This is a genomic window from Streptomyces sp. NPDC026659 (assembly GCF_040638245.1).
Taxonomy (GTDB): Bacteria; Actinomycetota; Actinomycetes; order Streptomycetales; family Streptomycetaceae; genus Streptomyces.
Window position 1 is genome coordinate 543,765 of sequence record NZ_JBEZXY010000001.1, and the last position, 16,291, is coordinate 560,055.

Sequence of the window (16,291 nt, forward strand, 5' to 3'; positions counted from 1 at the left end):
CATGGCCCGACTCGCCCAGACCGCAGGTCTGACGGACATCCAGCAGGAGATCCTCTCCACCGTCCGCGACTTCGTGGACAAGGAGATCATCCCGGTCGCCACGGAGCTGGAGCACCGCGACGAGTACCCGCAAGCGATCGTCGACGGCCTGAAGGAACTCGGCCTGTTCGGCCTGATGATCCCCGAGGAGTATGGCGGTCTGGGCGAGTCCCTCCTCACCTACGCCCTGTGCGTGGAGGAGATCGCCCGGGGCTGGATGTCGGTGTCCGGCATCATCAACACGCACTTCATCGTGGCGTACATGCTCAAGCAGCACGGCACGGAGGAGCAGAAGTCCTACTTCCTGCCGAAGATGGCCCTCGGCGACATCCGGGGCGCCTTCTCGATGTCGGAGCCGGCGCTGGGCTCGGACGTGTCGGCCATCACGTCGAAGGCGGTGAAGGACGGCGAGGAGTACGTCCTGAACGGCCAGAAGATGTGGCTGACGAACGGCGGCACGTCGTCCCTGGTGGCCGTTCTGGTCCGCAGTGACGAAGGCCACCCCGAGGGCACCGCGCCCCACAAGTCGATGACGACCTTCCTCGTGGAGAAGGAGCCCGGCTTCGGCGAGGTCCGTCCCGGCCTCACGATCCCCGGCAAGATCGACAAGATGGGCTACAAGGGCGTCGACACCACCGAGCTGATCATGGACGGCCTGCGCATCCCGGCCGACCGCGTGCTCGGCGGCGTCACCGGCCGGGGTTTTTACCAAATGATGGACGGCGTGGAGGTCGGCCGCGTCAACGTGGCGGCGCGTGGCTGCGGTGTCGCGCAGCGCGCCTTCGAGCTGGGCGTCCAGTACGCGCAGCAGCGGCACACCTTCGGCAAGCCGATCGCCCAGCACCAGGCCATCCAGTTCAAGCTGGCCGAGATGGCCACCAAGGTCGAGGCCGCCCATGCGATGATGGTGAACGCCGCACGCAAAAAGGACTCCGGGGAGCGAAACGACCTGGAAGCCGGGATGGCGAAGTACCTCGCCTCGGAGTACTGCAAGGAAGTGGTGGAGGACGCCTTCCGCATCCACGGCGGCTACGGCTTCTCCAAGGAGTACGAGATCGAGCGCCTGTACCGCGAAGCGCCCATGCTGCTCATCGGCGAAGGCACCGCCGAGATCCAGAAAATGATCATCGGTCGCAGACTGCTCGAAGAGTACCGATTCCAGGGCTGATTGTCCCGGGACGGGGTGTTTTCTTCGTAGGGAAGATCACACCCCGTCGACGGCCTTCGGCCGTCGACTCGGCTTCCTGGCTTGCCCAGTTGCGGCCCGCTCCCGGTACGATCCCGGAAAGCCGCCGTCCCCCGTCAAGCGCGGCATCATCCGCTACGAAGGTCATCCATGCCCCACAGCCAAACCTCTGCACCTCGCGACAGCCGGGCCGGCGTACGCCTCGCGCGCGGAGCATCGCCGTGGCTCCTCCCGACCGTCGCCACCGCAGCCCTCAGCCTGGCCCGCGCCCGCCGCTCGGGCGTCGCCAAGGCCGTCGCCGTTCCCGCCACCGCGCTCGCGGCGGGAATGCTGTGGTTCTTCCGCGACCCCGAGCGCGAGATCGCCACGGGCCGGGTCATCTCTCCCGCCGACGGTGTGGTGCAGAGCATCATGCCGTGGAAGGACGGCCGCACCCGCGTCGCGATCTTCATGAGCCCGCTCAACGTCCACGTCAACCGGGCGCCCCTGGCGGGCACCGTGACGTCGGTCGAGCACATCCCCGGCGGCTTTGTTCCGGCTTTCAACAAGGAGAGCGAGAACAACGAGCGCGTAGTCTGGCATTTCGACACCGAACTCGGCGACATCGAGATGATCCAGATCGCGGGCGCGGTGGCTCGTCGTATCGTGCCGTACCTCCCCGAGGGGACGAAGGTCGAGCAGGGCGAGCGCATCGGTCTGATCCGCTTCGGCTCGCGTGTCGACCTCTACCTGCCCGAGGGCGTGGAGGTCGCGGTCGAGGTCGGGCAGAAGACCGTGGCAGGGGTGACTCGCATTGACCGTGATTGATCCGGAGACACAAGCGGGCTGGGTGCCCGAGGCCGACGCGGCCGACGACGAGGAGGAGATGCCTCTCTCTCTTCGCCTGTCGATAGCGGACACGCTCACGCTCGGCAACGCGACCTGCGGGTTCATGGCGGTGTACTTCACCACCACCGGCATCCTCATCCCGCACCTCACCGGCAGCCAGGAATCCGGCATGGCCCGCCACAGCGCGGCCACGGCGGTCATCCTCATGCTCTGCGCGGCGATCTTCGACCTCTTCGACGGCCTGGTGGCGCGCAAGCTGCGCTCCTCGCCGATGGGCGCGGAGCTGGACAACCTCTCCGACCTCATCAGCTTCGGCCTGGCACCGGCGTACTTCGTCCTCGTCTACGGCATGGTCGCGGACGACGCCCACCAGCGCGTGGCCGCCCTGGGCGCGATCGTCGTCCTGCTCGCGGTCGTCCTACGCCTCGCACGCTTCTCCTGCGTGACGATGAAGGACGGCATGTTCCAGGGAATGCCGTCACCGTTCGGCGCCCTGACCGTCGTCTCGATCGTGCTCCTGGAGCTGCCCTTCGTGGCGACGCTCCTGGCCATCGTGGGCACCGCCTGGCTGATGGTGAGCCGGGTCGAGTACCCGAAGCCGCGCGGCCGCCTCGCCGGGGCCGTGCTCGGCTGGATCGTCCTCTCGATGGGCCTCCTGGCCGCCTGGGCCTTCGACGCCCCGGGCGGACAGCTCCTCCTCCAGACGGGCTGCGCGCTCCAGCTGGTGATGGGCGCGGTGATCCCCCTGTTCGCCACGGCCCGCCGGGTGAACAACTTCCGCGACAACCGGCGGGAGGCGCGGGCGGCGCAGCTGCCGTAGCGCTCCGCTGGGTTCAGCAGTATGTGATTCGAGGGCCCCGACCTGTGACAGGTCGGGGCCCTCGGCGTTTCCCTGCCGGGGGCGGGGTCGGGGTCGGGGCGGAGTCCGGCCGGGGGCGGGGCTGCGATGGCCAGGGGGTGAGCGAATCTCCGGTGGACCGGACCCGGCGGACGGCTTGCGCCTGGGGCCGAGCGCAGGGTTCGAGGTGGCCTGGTTGGGAGGGGGCGGCCTCCGGGGATCTGGGGTGGTCCGGACGGGCGGGGGGAGGGCGTCGCTGGACGGGCTCGGGGGCTGGGCTGGGCTGGGCTGGGCTGGGCGAGGGTGAGCGCGGCCGGGGCTGGGTGAGCCGGAGCAGCAGGTCGGGCGGCCGGGCCCGGGCGAGGTGGCCCGCTCGTGCGAGCTGCCAGAGCCGCGTGTGCCGGGCGCGCCAGACCAGGAACCAGGTTCGCCGCGAGGGTGGCCCCGGGCCGGGCCGGGCGAGGGTGAGCGCGGCCGGGGCTGGGTGAGGTGGACCCCTGGCGCGAGCTGCCAGAGCCGCGTGTGCCGGGCGCGCCAGACCGGGAACCAGGACCGCGCGAGGTGGCCCCGGCTGAACCGAGCGGCGAGCTGTCAGGGCCGCCTGAGCCGGGTACGGCAGACCGGGCGCGGGCTCGGGCGGGTCGGCCCTCGGCCGGGCAGGCGGCGAAGGGCTCCGACAGGGGATCACGCCAGCCGGACGGCACGGCACGGCATGTCCTCGGCCAGGTGGCTCGCGAGGCGCGCCCCGAGCGGCAGACGCGACGGCAGGCTCAGGTCAGGTGGTCCTCGGCCAGGTGGGCGGCCAGGCGTTCCAGGAGGGGGCCTGCCTGGGCCCGGCACGTCGCCTCGTCCGGCTCCAGGGACGTCAGGGGGTAGGCGTGGGTGATGCCCGCGTTCCGGAGGGCGGCGGGGGACAGCGTCAGGCGGCCGCAGACCGCTACCACCTGCTTGCCGGCGGCTCGGGCCGCTGCGGCGACTCCGGCCGGGGCCTTGCCGTGGAGGGTCTGGTCGTCCAGGGAGCCCTCGCCGGTGATCACGAGGTCGGCGCGTTCCAGGGCGGCGGCGAAGCCGAGGGTTTCCAGGACGACCTCGATGCCGGGCCGGAAGCGGGCGCCGAGGAGGAGGGCGGCGTAGCCGAGGCCACCGGCCGCACCGGCGCCGGGGAACGTCGCGAGGTCGGCCGCGCGCGGGACAGTGGCGGCCAGGACGGTCACGTAGTGGGCGAGGGCGGCGTCGAGGAGGGTCACGTCCTCCGGGGAGGCGCCCTTCTGCGGGCCGTACACGGCGGCGGCGCCGTGCGGCCCGGTCAGCGGGTTGTCGACGTCACCGGCGAGCACCAGATCCACGGAGGCGAGACGGGGGTCGAGCCCGGACAGGTCGGCGCGGGCGAGGTCCGCGAGCGCGCCGCCACCGGGGGCCACCGGCTTCCCGTCGCCGTCCAGGAGCCGCGCCCCGAGCGCCGTCAGCATCCCGGCGCCGCCGTCCGTCGTGGCGCTGCCGCCGACGCCGAACACGACGGTCCGCGCCCCCGCGTCCAGCGCGGCCCGCAGCAGCTCCCCCGAGCCGTACGTGGAGGCGGTGAGCGGCGCCCGTACCCCCTCCGGCAGTCGCCGCAGCCCGCTCGCCTCGGCCATCTCCACGACAACGGTGTGACCGCGCGCCGCGAAGGCCGCCGTCACCGGCTCCCCCAGCGGACCGGCGACCCGTACCTCCCGCCGCTCGAACCCGGCGGCAAGCGCCGCGTCCACGGTGCCGTCCCCGCCGTCGGCGACGGGCAGCGCCTCGACCACCACGTCCGGTACGACCTTTCGCAGCCCGGCCGCGACCCGCACGGCGACCTCGGCGGCCGTCAGCGACCCCTTGAACTTGTCGGCGGCGACCAGCACCCGCCGCCCCTGCCCCGTACCGTCCGTCACCACATGCCCCTCACCATCCGAACCAGCGTTCGCCGGTGCGACCCTAAGGGTTGCCGCCGGACTCCCGCCCGCGGTGCGACGCCGGACACGCCCCGCGCCCGGGGGCGCCGTCCGCGCGCCGCGCCGAGTGCGCATCGCGTCCATGCGCCCCGTCGGCACGACACCGGACACGTCCCTGAGCCATGCGGGCAGGGATGCTCTCGGCGGCCCGCGCCAGGCGTGGAATCCCCAAATGCCCCCGCATACGGACCCGCGCACAGGGATCTCCTCCCCGGCGCCGAGCCGCCCGTCCGCGCGCCGGGGATGCGACGGCGCCCCCTGTGCCCACCGCCCCGTGCCTGGCTACCCTGCCAGGATGACCACCTCGAACGACTTCGCCACGTACATCGCCGGTCTCCCCCGCGTCCTCGCCGCAGCCGCGTGTCTCTTCCGGGACGCGGAGGGGCGGGTGCTGCTCGTCGAGCCGAACTACCGGCCGGGGTGGGGGCTGCCGGGCGGGACGATCGAGTCGGACCACGGCGAGACGCCCCGGCAGGGGGCCCGGCGCGAGACGCTGGAGGAGATCGGGCTGGACCGGGAGCCGGGCCGTCTGCTCACGGTTGACTGGGTGCCGGGGCCGGACCGGCCGCCGCTGGTGGCGTACCTGTACGACGGTGGCGTGCTCAGCGAGGCCGAGCTGAAGTCGATCCGCCTCCAGGAGGAGGAGCTGCTCTCCTGGCGCCTGGTTCCGCGCGCCGACCTCCCGGACTACCTCCCCCCGCCCCTCTCCGACCGCATCCTGACCGCCCTGGACGTCCTGGCGGAGGGGACGGGGCCGGCGGAGCTGGAGAACGGTCTCCGGGTGATCTGAAGGGCCTGGGCGCCCGCCGATTATCCGCTCGCCGCGCCGCCCCGGCCCGCCCTACCCTCGGCCCCATGAGCAAGCCCCTCGTAGCCATCCTCAGCGGCGCAGGCATCTCCACCGACTCCGGCATCCCCGACTACCGGGGCCCCAACGGGCTGTGGCGGCGGGACCCGGCGGCCGAGAAGCTGGTGACGTACGAGTACTACATGGCGGACCCGGAGATCCGGCGCCGCTCGTGGCAGATGCGGCGCAAGAACCGCACGCTGAAGGCGGAGCCGAACGCCGCGCACCGGGCGGTGGCCGAGCTGGAGCGTTCCGGCGTCCCGGTGCGGGTGCTGACGCAGAACGTGGACGGGCTGCATCAGCGGGCCGGGATGCCCGCCCGGAAGGTGCTCGAACTGCACGGCAGCGCAAGGGAGTTCGTGTGCACCAAGTGTCACGCGCGCGGCCCGATGGAGGGCGCCCTCGCCCGGGTGGAGGCCGGTGAGGAGGATCCGCCGTGCCTGGAGTGCGGCGGGATTCTGAAGTCCGCGACGGTGATGTTCGGGCAGAGCCTCGACCCCGTGGTCCTGGGTGAGGCCCTGTCCATCAGCAAGGCGTGCACGGTGTTCATCGCCGTCGGCAGCACGCTCCAGGTACAGCCCGCCGCCGGTCTCGCCGGGGTGGCCGCCGATCACGGCGCCCGGCTGACCATCGTCAACGCCGAGCCGACCCCGTACGACGATCGAGCCGAGGAGGTCATCCGCGAGCCGATCGGCACGGCACTGCCCGGCCTGCTGAGCGCGCTGGCCGGGCGGTACGGCGGCTGAACCACCCTCGGTCAGAAGAGGCTCTCCCCCTTTTCGGCCTTCTCGAACTCCAGGAGCCGCTGCTTGCGGGCCAGGCCGCCGCCGTAGCCGGTGAGGCTGCCGGTGGAGCCGATGACGCGGTGGCAGGGGACGATGATGCCGATGGGGTTGCGGCCGTTGGCGAGGCCGACGGCGCGGGAGGCGGTGGGGTTGCCGAGGGCGGCGGCGAGCTGGCCGTAGCTGCGGGTCTCCCCGTAGGGGATGAGAGTGAGCTGTTCCCAGACGCGCTGCTGGAACGGGGTGCCGGCGAGGTTCAGGCGGAGGGTGAAGTCGGTCAGGTCGCCCGCGAAGTAGGCCGACAGCTGCTCGCGGGCCTCGGTGAAGGCGCTCAGGGTGTCGTCGCGCGGGCCGAAGGTCTCCTCGGCGGGGCGGTGGCGCTGGTCCTCCATGTAGAGGCCGCACAGCGTGTCGTCGGCGTCCGCGACGAGGGTGAGGGGCCCGTAGGGGCTGTCGATGACGGTGTGGTGCTTGCTGGCACTCATGGCAACTTCCTCAGTCCGGAAGGACGTTGATCGGGTGGCTGTCGGTCGCCCACAGGTACTGCACGGCGTACGCCCGCCAGGGCCGCCAGGCCTCGGCGCGGCCGGTGAGCGCGGCCGGGGTGGCGGGGAGTCCGAGGCGTTCGGCGGCCTTCCGGACTCCCAGGTCGGTGACGGGGAAGGCGTCGGGGTCGCCGAGGGCCCGCATGGCGATGACGTCGGCGGTCCAGGGCCCGAAGCCGGGCAGGTCGAGCAGGCGGGCGCGGGTCTCGGCCCGGTCGGACTCGGCGCCGAGCCGCAGCGTGCCGTCCGCGAGATGCCGGACGAGCGTCGTCAGCGTGGTGCGCCGGGTGCGCGGCATCGCCAGGGTCTCGGGGTCCACCGCGGCCAGCGCCTCGGGGCTCGGGAAAAGGTGGGTGAGTCCGCCCTCGGGGTCGTCCAGCGGCTTGCCGTGCGCGGTGACCAGGCGGCCCGCGTGGGTGCGGGCGGCGGCCGTGGACACCTGCTGCCCGAGCACCGCCCGTACGGCGAACTCGGCCTCGTCCACCGTGCGCGGCACCCGCCGCCCCGGCGCGCGGTCCACCAGCGGGGCGAGCGACGGATCGGCGCGCAGCCGTTCGTCGACGGCGGCCGGGTCCGCGTCCAGGTCGAGCAGGGCGCGGCAGCGGCTGATCGCCACGGTGAGGTCGCGCGGGTCGCTGAGCGTCAGACGGCAGGCGATGTGCCCGGCCGCCGGGGAGAGCGCCACGATCCCGTGCCCGTACGGCAGGGAGAGCGTGCGCCGGTAGGCGCCGTCCCGCCACTCCTCCACGCCGGGTACGGCGGTGGCGGCCAGGTGTCCGAAGAGGTTGCCCGGCTCCAGCGGGGCGCGGTACGGCAGCCGGAGCGCGATCGTGCCCGGCGTGGCGGCCGGACCGGCGGCGGGTACGCGGGCGCGCAGCTCGGTCGGGGTGAGCGCGTACACCTCGCGGACGGTGTCGTTGAAGGTGCGCAGGGAGGCGAAGCCCGCGGCGAAGGCGATCTCCGCCATGGGCAGGGCGGTCGTCTCGATCAGCAGCCGGGCGGTCTGCGCGCGCTGGGCGCGGGCCAGGGCGAGCGGTCCGGCGCCCAGCTCGGCGAGGAGCTGGCGCTCGATCTGCCGGGCGGAGTAGCCGAGCCGGGAGGCGAGTCCGGGGACGCCCTCGCGGTCCACGACGCCGTCGGCGATGAGCCGCATGGCGCGGGCCACCAGGTCGGCGCGCTGGTTCCACTCCGGGGAACCGGGGCTCGCGTCCGGGCGGCAGCGCTTGCAGGCCCGGAAACCGGCCCGCTGGCAGGCGGCGGCGCTCGGGTAGAAGGTCATGTTCCGCGGCTTGGGCGGGACGACCGGGCAGCTCGGCCGGCAGTAGATGCCGGTGGTGAGCACCGCCGTGAAGAACCACCCGTCGAACCGCGCGTCCTTGGACTGCACGGCGTGCACGCAGTGTTCCCGGTCCAGGTGTGCCGCCGAGGCGGCCGGGGTCGCCCCCGTCCCTGCTCCTGCCCCTGTCGTCCCGCTCGTCACTGTCCGCATGAGTACAAGGATGGCCACCGGGAGGGCGGGGCGCTGGCGAGAATCCGACATGTACCTGGGGGTGACCAGGGGCCGACCCGAATCAAGTTCAGACGGCCGTGCGATATCCGCCGACCCACTCCGAGGTCGTCCGCAGCCCCCCGAACGTGTAGAAGTGCACCTTCACCACCCCGTGCCGCTCCGGGTCGTACCGCAGCGCCAGCTCGTCCAGGAAGCGGTCCGGGCCCGCCGTGCCCATGAGGTTGGTCAGCGAGAAGCCGTACTTGCGGGCGACGGAGGCGCTGGTGGCGACGCCGAAGCGGGACGCGTAGCCGAGCAGTCTGCGCACTCCGGCCGGGCCGGGGACGCCGACGCGCACCGGCAGCCGTACCCCGCGTGCCCGGACCGCCTCCAGCCAGGTCAGCACGGGGTCCACGGCGAAGCCGAACTGGGTGATCACCTCGCCGCCGAACCCCTCGTCGCCGAGCGCGGCCGCCTTGTCGGTGAGCGCGGACCACAGGACGGGCCCGGTGAGGTCCGGGTGGCCCTCGGGGTAGCCGCTGATGCCGATGTGCCGTACGCCGTGGCGCTGGAGCAGTCCGGTGCGGATGACGGAGAGCGCGTCCTCGTACGGGCCCTCGGGGCGGGCGGGGTCGCCGCCGACCACGAAGACGTGTTCGCCGGTGCCGTCGGCGGCCAGTCCGGCGAGGAACTCCTCCAGCCGCGCCCGGGACGGCAGCCTGCGGGCGGAGATGTGCGGTACGGGGACGAAACCGAGCCGCTTGACCGCGCGGGCGGCGGCCAGCCGGGTACCGAGGTCCTCGCCCGCGAGGTAGGTCACGTTGATCCGGGTGCCCGGGGGTATGCCGGGGGCGGCCTCCTCCAGGCGGGGCACGTCCTTGCCGGTCATCTCCAGCGAGAAGCCGTCCAGCAGCACGGCACCCGCGCCTCCGGCTTCCGTCGCACGGGCGGCCGGGGCGACCGGGACGGAGGGGACGGGGTTCATCGTGCTCCTTGTGCGCGGGACTGCGGGATCGCGGTCCGGCGGCTCAGTGGTTCGGCGGATCGGCCTCGGCCGATGATGTCACGGGCGCGCACGGGCGCGTAAAACGGGGAAAGGGCGCGGAATTCGCCCGCCCGCGCGTGGCGCGCAGGAGCGGAGAGCACCGCCGTAAATCCACAAATATTCCGGATGTCGTTTCTCCTGGCGCTGTCATTCGTTACGTCAGGCATGACGGATCTGTTGCGTGCGTGGGAAGAGTCGCGGGGCCTGTGCCGACGGGCGATACCGGCGGCGGACGTCATATCCGCGCACGGCGATGGGCGACCTCACCCACGACAGCCTCGGCCTCAGACCGTCCGCGCGGCGTTCCGCGCGTCGCACCACCCGCAGGAGCCCAGCCCGTGCCCTCCGCCGGACTCGTCACCCGTCGCCTCGCGCAGCTGTCCGCGGTGTCGGCGCTCTTCGCGCTCTTCACGGCGCAGCTGATCGGCGCGCTGCTGCCGGTCGTCCCGCTCTTCGTCGCCGCGACGGCGGCGGGCGCCGCGTTCGAGACGTACCTCCAGTACCGGCGGCCCGCGACGCTGGCGCAGCTGAACAAGATCCGCCTGGACGTGACCGTGCGACAGCTGCTGCGCGACATGCTGATCATGGTGGCGCTGCTGCGGATCGACGGGATGGACCCCGAGCGCGGGCAGGCACCCCTGCTCGTCGCCCTGGGCGCCTTCTACAGCCTGCACTTCCTGTGCCAGGCGATCGCCGTGATGGTGCGGCGGGCCCGCTCGCTGCCGATCGTCACGCGCAACATCGACGCCTCCGCACTGAACCTGAGCGCCGCGCCGCCGCGCATTCTGCTGCGCCGCCCGGCGCACCGGCTGCTGGCCTTCGCCGCCCCGGGGACCGTCGGCCTGCTCGTCACCGCCGTCACCGCGCAGGCGCGCTGGGGCGCGGTCGGCCTGGCCGTCTCCGTCGCACTGATGGGCGCCGGGACCCTGCACCTGGCCCGCTGGCTGACCGGGAAGAAGCGCGCCAGGAGCGACGCCGAGGTGCTGGAGTGGGTGGACAGGTGGCTCGCCGGCTACCGGCCGACCGTCGCCATGTACTTCTCCGGCGGCACCTCCTCCGCCTACCAGGCGAACATGTGGCTGTCCACGCTCTCCCGGCTGGAGCGCCCGCTGATCGTGCTGCGCGAGCGGTTCATGGTGCAGCGGATCGACGCCACCGACGTGCCGGTCATCTGCTTCCCCCGGGTCTCCACCCTGTTCGCGCTGGAGAACTCGACGCTGAAGATGATGCTGCACCCGGCGAACTCCGGTAAGACCTCGCAGGTGCTGCGCATCCCCTCCATCAAACACGCGTTCATCAACCACGGCGAGAGCGACAAGCTGTCCTCCTGCAACCCGTACGCCAAGGCGTACGACGAGGTGTGGGTGGCCGGTCCGGCGGCGCGCGAGCGGTACGCGCTCGCGGAGGTCGGGGTCGAGGACAAGGACGTCGTCGAGGTCGGCCGCCCGCAGCTGGCCCCGATCCTGCCGTACGCCGGTCCGCCCGCCGGTGAGTACACCACCGTGCTGTACGCCCCCACCTGGGAGGGCTGGGACGGCAACCCCGGCAACACCTCCGTGGTGCTCGCGGGCGAGAACATCGTGCGCGAGCTGCTGGCCGACCCCGGTGTGCGCCTGGTCTACAAGCCGCACCCGATGACCGGCTCCGTCGACCCGCGCGCGGGCGCCGCCAACGAGCGGATCAAGGCGATGATCCGCGAGGCCGCCGCCCGGCGTTCCGGTCCCCGCCCCGGCCCCGGGGCCGCCGCCGAGCTGGCCCGCCGCACCGCCGAGCTGGACGAGCTGACCTCGGTCTCCTTCCGGCCCGGCGCCGACGAACTGGAGCGCATGCTGCTCCAGGGCGCCCCGCCGGGTGACCGCGAGGCCGGGATCAAGCGGGCGACGGCCGCCTGGGAGGCCGCCTACTGGGCGTCCTTCCCGCAGGGGGAGCATCTGATCGTGACCGACGCGCGGCCCGCTATCTTCGCCTGCTTCAACGCGGCGGACGTGCTGGTCAGCGATGTCTCCAGCGTGGTCTCCGACTGGCTGACCAGCGAGAAGCCGTACGCCGTCGTCAACACCTCGGGCATGGGCGAGGAGGCGTTCCGGACCGCCTTCCCGACCGTGGCGGCGGCCGTCGTGCTGGCGCCGTCCGCGAAGGGTGTCGGGGGTCTGCTGGAGTCGGTCCGCCACCCCGGGAAGGACCGCTGCGCCGGGCTGCGCGCCGCGCTGAAGGAGCACCTGCTCGGCCCGTCCGACCCGCCCTCCCTGGAGCGCTTCCGCTCCGCCGCCGAGGCGCTGTGCGCCAGGGCCGACGAGCGCCGCGAGCGGATGGCCGCCCGGCTCGCCGCCCCGGGAATCCCGGCGCCGCGCGGCGCGGGCGACGACGACGCGGCACGCGAGGCGGCCGTGGAGGGGGGCGCGGAGGGGGGCGCGGAGGACACGGTCACCGCGTAGTCGCGGGTACGCGAAGGCCGTCGTGCGGGACCACTGATCCGGTCCCGCACGACGGCCCTTCTCTCCAGCCTTTTCCCTGTCCCGCGTCTCAGCCCAGGCGGCTGTCCAGCCACTCCAGGACGTCCGGCGTCACCTCGTCGGTGATGTCGGCGAACTCCGCGTGCCGCTCAAGGAACTTCGCGACATACGGGCAGACCGGCACGATCCGCTTGCCCGCGGCGCGCACGTCGGTCAGCGCCTCCTGGACCAGACGGGACGCGAGGCCCTGTCCGGCGTAGGCGTCGTCGACCTCGGTGTGGTGGAAGACGCGCTGGTCCTCGCGGTCGAGGTAGGCGGTGAGCCCGGCGCGCTCGCCGTCCACCAGGATCTCGTAGCGGTGCCTGGCGTCGTTGCGCTCGACGGTGGGGGTGGGCTGGGTCATGGGGGTGCCTTTCGGGAGGGTGTTCGCGCGTCGGCCGGCGGGGTTCAGTGGCGCGCCGGGTTCTTGCGTGGTCTGAGGGCGGCGTTCGGGAGTTCGGGTGCCGGGAGCCGCTCCCCCGGGTATCCCTCGACGGCGCCGAAGCGGCCGGACGCGCTCTGCCATTCCTCGCGGGCCTTGACGATGTCCTCGTGGCTGCGCCCGATGAAGTTCCACCACATGACGATCTCCTCCTCGAACGGGGTGCCGCCGAGCAGGACGGCCCGTGCGACGCCGTCGGTGTCGTTCGTGAGCGTGAGGGTGTCGCCGCCCGGGGGCAGGTGGCCCAGTTCGGCCCGGCCCAGCGTCGTGCCGTCCAGCCGTACCTCCCCCTCGTCGACCAGGAGGCCGTGCTCGAAGGCGGGGTCGACGGCGAGGGTCAGGGTGGCGTGCGGCTGGAGGACGATCTCGGCGCCGAGCAGGGGCGTGAAGGTCCGCACGGGTGAACTTCCGACTCCGGGGAGGTCCCCCAGGAAGACCCTGATCTCGGCGCCGTCGACCCGTACGGGCTCGGGGACGTGGTGCTGGAAGTCCCGTTCCGTGTCGCGGTGCTCCTCCGGCAGGGCGACCCAGAGCTGGACGCCGTGCAGGACGGTGGTGCCCGGGGTGGAGACCTCCGAGTGGCAGATGCCGTGGCCGCCGGTCATGAGGTTCAGCTCGCCGGGCCGTACGAAGGCGTGGCTGCCCAGGCTGTCGCGGTGCTCGATCTCCCCGCTGAACAGCCAGCTCACGGTCTGGAGACCGGTGTGCGGATGCGGGGGGACGTCCATGCCGCCGCTCGCGGAGACGTCGTCGGGCCCGTAGTGGTCGGCGAAGCACCAGGCACCGATGGTGGTCCGTCCGCGCTGCGGCAGGGTCCGGCGGACGGTCATGGCGCGGGGGCCGCCGAGGGGTACGTCGCGCGGGGTCAGTACGTCGACCCGCCTGTCTTCGCCGTTGCTCACGCCGGGCGCCTCCCGCCAAGTTTTGTTCTACGTTCAACTACATTGGTCATCATAGGGCGCCCGCCCCAGCGGGTACACCCCACTAGGGGGGATCCATGACACCCCGGCTCCACGCACTTCCGAAAGGCCCCCTCGCATGACTTCCCCCCACCGTCCCACCTCTTCCCAGCCCGCCTACGACGTGGGGCTGCTGGTCATCCGGCTGGCAGCGGGCGTGATCCTCTTCACGCACGGCACGCAGAAGCTGTTCGGCTGGTTCGGCGGCGGCGGTCTGGACGCCACCGGCCACTTCTTCACCCTCAGCGGCTATCCCGCCGGCTCGGCCTTCGCCCTGCTCGCTGGCCTCACCGAGACCCTCGGCGGCATCGGCCTCGCCCTCGGCCTCCTCACCCCGCTTGCGGGCGCCGCCGCCCTCGGCACGATGATCAACGCCCTGGCCGTCACCTGGAACAACGGCTTCTTCGCCCCCACCGGCTTCGAGTTCACCCTCCTCCTGGCCGTCGTCGCCCTCGGTCTGACCCTGACCGGCCCCGGCCGCATCGCCCTGGACCACTTCGTACCGGTCCTGCGGAACCACCGGCTGGCGTACGGCGTAGCGGCCGTGATCCTCGCGGCGGCGGCGTCGGTGGTGGTGCTGATCATCCGGGGCTGACGAACCCGGGACGGCCCTGAACGCCGGGGGGAGGAGGCCCTCGCGGACCTCCTCCCCCGTAGCGCGTGTCCGGCTCAGTGCTGTTCGGTCCACTTCCGGTACAGGCCGATCCGGTCCTCGCCGATCCTCGCGCGCCGCTCGGGGGCGTCGATGCCCAGGTTCTCGGACGGCGCCGCGCACAGCACCGCGACCTTGCCGACGTGCTGGTTGGTCTGGACGGCGCGGGTCGCCTCACCGGCGGCGTCGAGGGAGTAGACCCGCGACAGGGTCGGGTGGATCATGCCCCGGTCGATCAGCCGGTTGGTCTGGACGGCCTCGTGGTAGTTGAAGCCGTGGGAGCCGATGATCTGCTTCAGCCGCATCCACAGGAACCGGTTGTCGTACTCGTGCCGGTAGCCCGTCGACGAGCCGCAGGTGACGATCTTGCCGCCGCGCTTGGCGACGTACACCGACGTGCCGAAGGTCTCGGCGCCCAGGTACTCGAAGACGATCTGCGGGTCCTCGCCGACCAGTGAGCGCACGGCCTCGCCGAGGACGCGGCCCGCCTTGGGGTGGCGGAAGCTCCCTTCCGGGAGGTCGAGTTCGGACCGGTTGATCACGTGCTCGCAGCCCTGCGCGCGGACCAGCGCGGCCTTCTCGGCGGAGCCGACCACCGCCACGGGTATCCCGCCGCCGTTCTTGACGAACTGCACGGCGTAGGAGCCCAGGCCGCCGGTTCCGCCCCAGACGAGGACGACGTCGCCCTGCCGCATCCGCGCGCCGTGCCCGCCGACCAGCATGCGGTAGGCGGTCCCGGCGCACAGGGTGCTGGCGGCGGCTTCCTCCCAGGACAGATGCGCGGGCTTGGCGACCAGCTGGTTGGCCTTGACCAGGCAGAACTCGCCGAGCGAGCCGAAGTTCGTCTCGAAGCCCCAGGCGAGCTGGGTCTCGGTGAGCATCCCGTCGTCGTAGGAGGCGTGGTCCTCCTCGTCGACGTAGGACGGCGAGATGACGACCTTGTCGCCGACCTTCCAGTTCTTCACCCCGGACCCGACGCGGACGATCACGCCGGAGCCGTCCGAGCCGAGCTGGTGGTACGGCAGGTCGTGACGGCCGCCGTGCCAGCCCTGCTTGCCCAGCTTCTCCAGGAAGGCGAACGTGGGGACCGGTTCGAAGATCGCGGACCATACGGTGTTGAAGTTGATGGCGGCCGACATGACGGCGACGATGCACTCGTCCGGGGCCGGTTCCGGCATGGCGATCTCGCCGACATGCAGGGACTTGCGCACGTCCTTGTCGGTCTCGCCCTCGAACATGCCGACCTCGTCCTTGAGCAGATACGCCGCCCGGTAGGACGACGGGAGGTCGATGGCGAGCAGTTCCTCGGGGTCGGCACCGGCGATGACGGCCTGGAGCAGATCAGACACTGAGCAGTCCTCTCAAAGGGGTGCGTGTGATGTGGGCGGTGGGCGGCCGGTGGGCGCCGCCGGTCAGGCGAGCGTCTCCCGCACGGCGTCCGCGACCCCGTCCAGCTGCCTGACGAGGTAGAAGTGGCCGCCGTCGAAGACCCGCAGGTCGAAGGCGCCGGTGGTGTACCGCGACCACCGGCCGGCGTCCTCGGGGGTCACCTTGGGGTCCCGGTCGCCGGTCAGGGCGACCACGGGGGTCGTGAGCGGTGGGCCCGGACGGTGCCGGTAGCTCTCGATCGCCTTGTGGTCGCTGCGCAGCGAGGGCAGCGTGAGTCTGAGCAACTCCTCGTCCGGTACCTCCAGTTCGGTGCCCGCGAGCAGCGTCATGGTCGTGACGAGGGCGTCGTCGTCGAGGAGGTGCACCTGCTCGCCGCGCCGGCCGTCGGGCTCGCCCCGGCCGGAGACGTACAGCTTCAGCGGCACGGTGCCGCGCTCCTCCAGCCGACGGGCCACCTCGTAGGCGAGCACGGCGCCGAGGCTGTGCCCGAACAGGGCGAGGGGGCGGTCGGTCCAGGGGAGCAGCTCGGCGGTGACCAGGTCGGCGAGGGTGCCCAGGTCGTCGACGCACGCCTCGTTGCGCCGGTCCTGCCGCCCCGGGTACTGGACCGCGAGCACGTCCACCGTGGGCGCGAGGGCGCGCGAGAGGGGGAAGAAGAAGCTGGCGGAGCCTCCGGCGTGCGGCAGCAGCACCAGCCGTGTCCCGGCCGCGGGTGCCGGATGGAAGCGCCGTATCCAGGCGCCGGTGGGGGCTTGGGTGGGCATGTGCGGGTACGGCCTTTC

At 72.6% G+C, this 16,291-nt stretch carries 15 protein-coding genes; 7 read left to right on the plus strand and 8 right to left on the minus strand.

Annotated elements, in window-relative coordinates; translation table 11 throughout:
- Position 1: 1 nt before the first annotated feature.
- From AB0E91_RS02525 to pssA, 3 genes are all read left to right on the plus strand, one after another.
- The gene (locus AB0E91_RS02525) at positions 2-1,207 is read left to right on the plus strand and encodes an acyl-CoA dehydrogenase family protein (RefSeq protein WP_361773946.1); all 1,206 of its coding nucleotides are present in this window, start codon (positions 2-4) and stop codon (positions 1,205-1,207) included.
- Between the two features lie 168 nt (positions 1,208-1,375).
- Entirely contained in the window at positions 1,376-2,032 is a 657-nt protein-coding gene (locus AB0E91_RS02530; protein WP_018546998.1) for a phosphatidylserine decarboxylase, read from the plus strand.
- A 22-nt stretch (positions 2,033-2,054) separates the two neighbouring features.
- Positions 2,055-2,873: a CDP-diacylglycerol--serine O-phosphatidyltransferase gene (gene pssA / locus AB0E91_RS02535; protein WP_199584909.1), complete on the plus strand. Its 819-nt coding sequence runs from the start codon at positions 2,055-2,057 to the stop codon at positions 2,871-2,873.
- Between the two features lie 788 nt (positions 2,874-3,661).
- Here the strand turns inward: pssA and AB0E91_RS02540 are convergent.
- Positions 3,662-4,810, minus strand: coding sequence for a glycerate kinase (locus tag AB0E91_RS02540; RefSeq protein ID WP_361773950.1), 1,149 nt, complete (start codon positions 4,808-4,810; stop codon positions 3,662-3,664).
- Between the two features lie 352 nt (positions 4,811-5,162).
- Between AB0E91_RS02540 and AB0E91_RS02545 the strand changes: the two genes are divergently transcribed.
- Complete coding sequence (locus AB0E91_RS02545; protein ID WP_361773952.1) at positions 5,163-5,657, plus strand: NUDIX hydrolase; 495 nt, start codon at positions 5,163-5,165, stop codon at positions 5,655-5,657.
- Between the two features lie 65 nt (positions 5,658-5,722).
- Complete coding sequence (locus AB0E91_RS02550; protein WP_361773955.1) at positions 5,723-6,460, plus strand: Sir2 family NAD-dependent protein deacetylase; 738 nt, start codon at positions 5,723-5,725, stop codon at positions 6,458-6,460.
- Between the two features lie 11 nt (positions 6,461-6,471).
- On the opposite strand, the gene AB0E91_RS02555 is transcribed toward AB0E91_RS02550, so the two are convergent.
- From AB0E91_RS02555 to AB0E91_RS02565, 3 genes are all read right to left on the minus strand, one after another.
- Entirely contained in the window at positions 6,472-6,981 is a 510-nt protein-coding gene (locus tag AB0E91_RS02555) for a methylated-DNA--[protein]-cysteine S-methyltransferase (RefSeq protein ID WP_361773957.1), read from the minus strand.
- Positions 6,982-6,991: 10 nt separating this feature from the next.
- Complete coding sequence (locus tag AB0E91_RS02560; RefSeq protein WP_361773959.1) at positions 6,992-8,530, minus strand: DNA-3-methyladenine glycosylase 2 family protein; 1,539 nt, start codon at positions 8,528-8,530, stop codon at positions 6,992-6,994.
- A gap of 88 nt (positions 8,531-8,618) precedes the next feature.
- Positions 8,619-9,515: a methylenetetrahydrofolate reductase gene (locus AB0E91_RS02565; protein WP_361773961.1), complete on the minus strand. Its 897-nt coding sequence runs from the start codon at positions 9,513-9,515 to the stop codon at positions 8,619-8,621.
- Between the two features lie 398 nt (positions 9,516-9,913).
- Here AB0E91_RS02565 and AB0E91_RS02570 point away from each other — a divergent pair, with 398 nt between their 5' ends.
- Positions 9,914-12,010, plus strand: coding sequence for a hypothetical protein (locus AB0E91_RS02570; RefSeq protein ID WP_361773963.1), 2,097 nt, complete (start codon positions 9,914-9,916; stop codon positions 12,008-12,010).
- An 88-nt stretch (positions 12,011-12,098) separates the two neighbouring features.
- On the opposite strand, the gene AB0E91_RS02575 is transcribed toward AB0E91_RS02570, so the two are convergent.
- Positions 12,099-12,431, minus strand: a complete 333-nt coding sequence (locus tag AB0E91_RS02575; RefSeq protein WP_361773966.1) for a GNAT family N-acetyltransferase — start codon at positions 12,429-12,431, stop codon at positions 12,099-12,101.
- A 44-nt stretch (positions 12,432-12,475) separates the two neighbouring features.
- Positions 12,476-13,411, minus strand: a complete 936-nt coding sequence (locus tag AB0E91_RS02580; protein ID WP_361773969.1) for a pirin family protein — start codon at positions 13,409-13,411, stop codon at positions 12,476-12,478.
- Between the two features lie 136 nt (positions 13,412-13,547).
- Between AB0E91_RS02580 and AB0E91_RS02585 the strand changes: the two genes are divergently transcribed.
- A complete protein-coding gene (locus AB0E91_RS02585) occupies positions 13,548-14,063 on the plus strand; it encodes a DoxX family protein (protein WP_361773972.1) in 516 nt (171 codons plus the stop codon).
- 74 nt (positions 14,064-14,137) lie between these two features.
- Here the strand turns inward: AB0E91_RS02585 and ccrA are convergent, their stop codons facing one another.
- Positions 14,138-15,469, minus strand: coding sequence for a crotonyl-CoA carboxylase/reductase (gene ccrA, locus AB0E91_RS02590; RefSeq protein ID WP_361773975.1), 1,332 nt, complete (start codon positions 15,467-15,469; stop codon positions 14,138-14,140).
- 63 nt (positions 15,470-15,532) lie between these two features.
- Positions 15,533-16,273 (minus strand): alpha/beta fold hydrolase, encoded by a 741-nt coding sequence (locus AB0E91_RS02595; protein WP_361773978.1) that lies wholly within the window; start codon positions 16,271-16,273, stop codon positions 15,533-15,535.
- Between the last annotated feature and the right edge of the window lie 18 nt (positions 16,274-16,291).

Bases quoted from the DNA above. Each gene is read 5' to 3' on its own strand.
- AB0E91_RS02550 (WP_361773955.1), top strand. From the start codon at position 5,723: ATGAGCAAGCCCCTCGTAGCCATCCTCAGCGGCGCAGGCATCTCCACC.
- AB0E91_RS02560 (WP_361773959.1), bottom strand. From the start codon at position 8,530: ATGCGGACAGTGACGAGCGGGACGACAGGGGCAGGAGCAGGGACGGGG.
- AB0E91_RS02575 (WP_361773966.1), bottom strand. From the start codon at position 12,431: ATGACCCAGCCCACCCCCACCGTCGAGCGCAACGACGCCAGGCACCGC.
- AB0E91_RS02545 (WP_361773952.1), top strand. From the start codon at position 5,163: ATGACCACCTCGAACGACTTCGCCACGTACATCGCCGGTCTCCCCCGC.
- AB0E91_RS02585 (WP_361773972.1), top strand. From the start codon at position 13,548: ATGACTTCCCCCCACCGTCCCACCTCTTCCCAGCCCGCCTACGACGTG.
- AB0E91_RS02565 (WP_361773961.1), bottom strand. From the start codon at position 9,515: ATGAACCCCGTCCCCTCCGTCCCGGTCGCCCCGGCCGCCCGTGCGACG.
- AB0E91_RS02595 (WP_361773978.1), bottom strand. From the start codon at position 16,273: ATGCCCACCCAAGCCCCCACCGGCGCCTGGATACGGCGCTTCCATCCG.
- AB0E91_RS02525 (WP_361773946.1), top strand. From the start codon at position 2: ATGGCCCGACTCGCCCAGACCGCAGGTCTGACGGACATCCAGCAGGAG.
- AB0E91_RS02555 (WP_361773957.1), bottom strand. From the start codon at position 6,981: ATGAGTGCCAGCAAGCACCACACCGTCATCGACAGCCCCTACGGGCCC.
- AB0E91_RS02530 (WP_018546998.1), top strand. From the start codon at position 1,376: ATGCCCCACAGCCAAACCTCTGCACCTCGCGACAGCCGGGCCGGCGTA.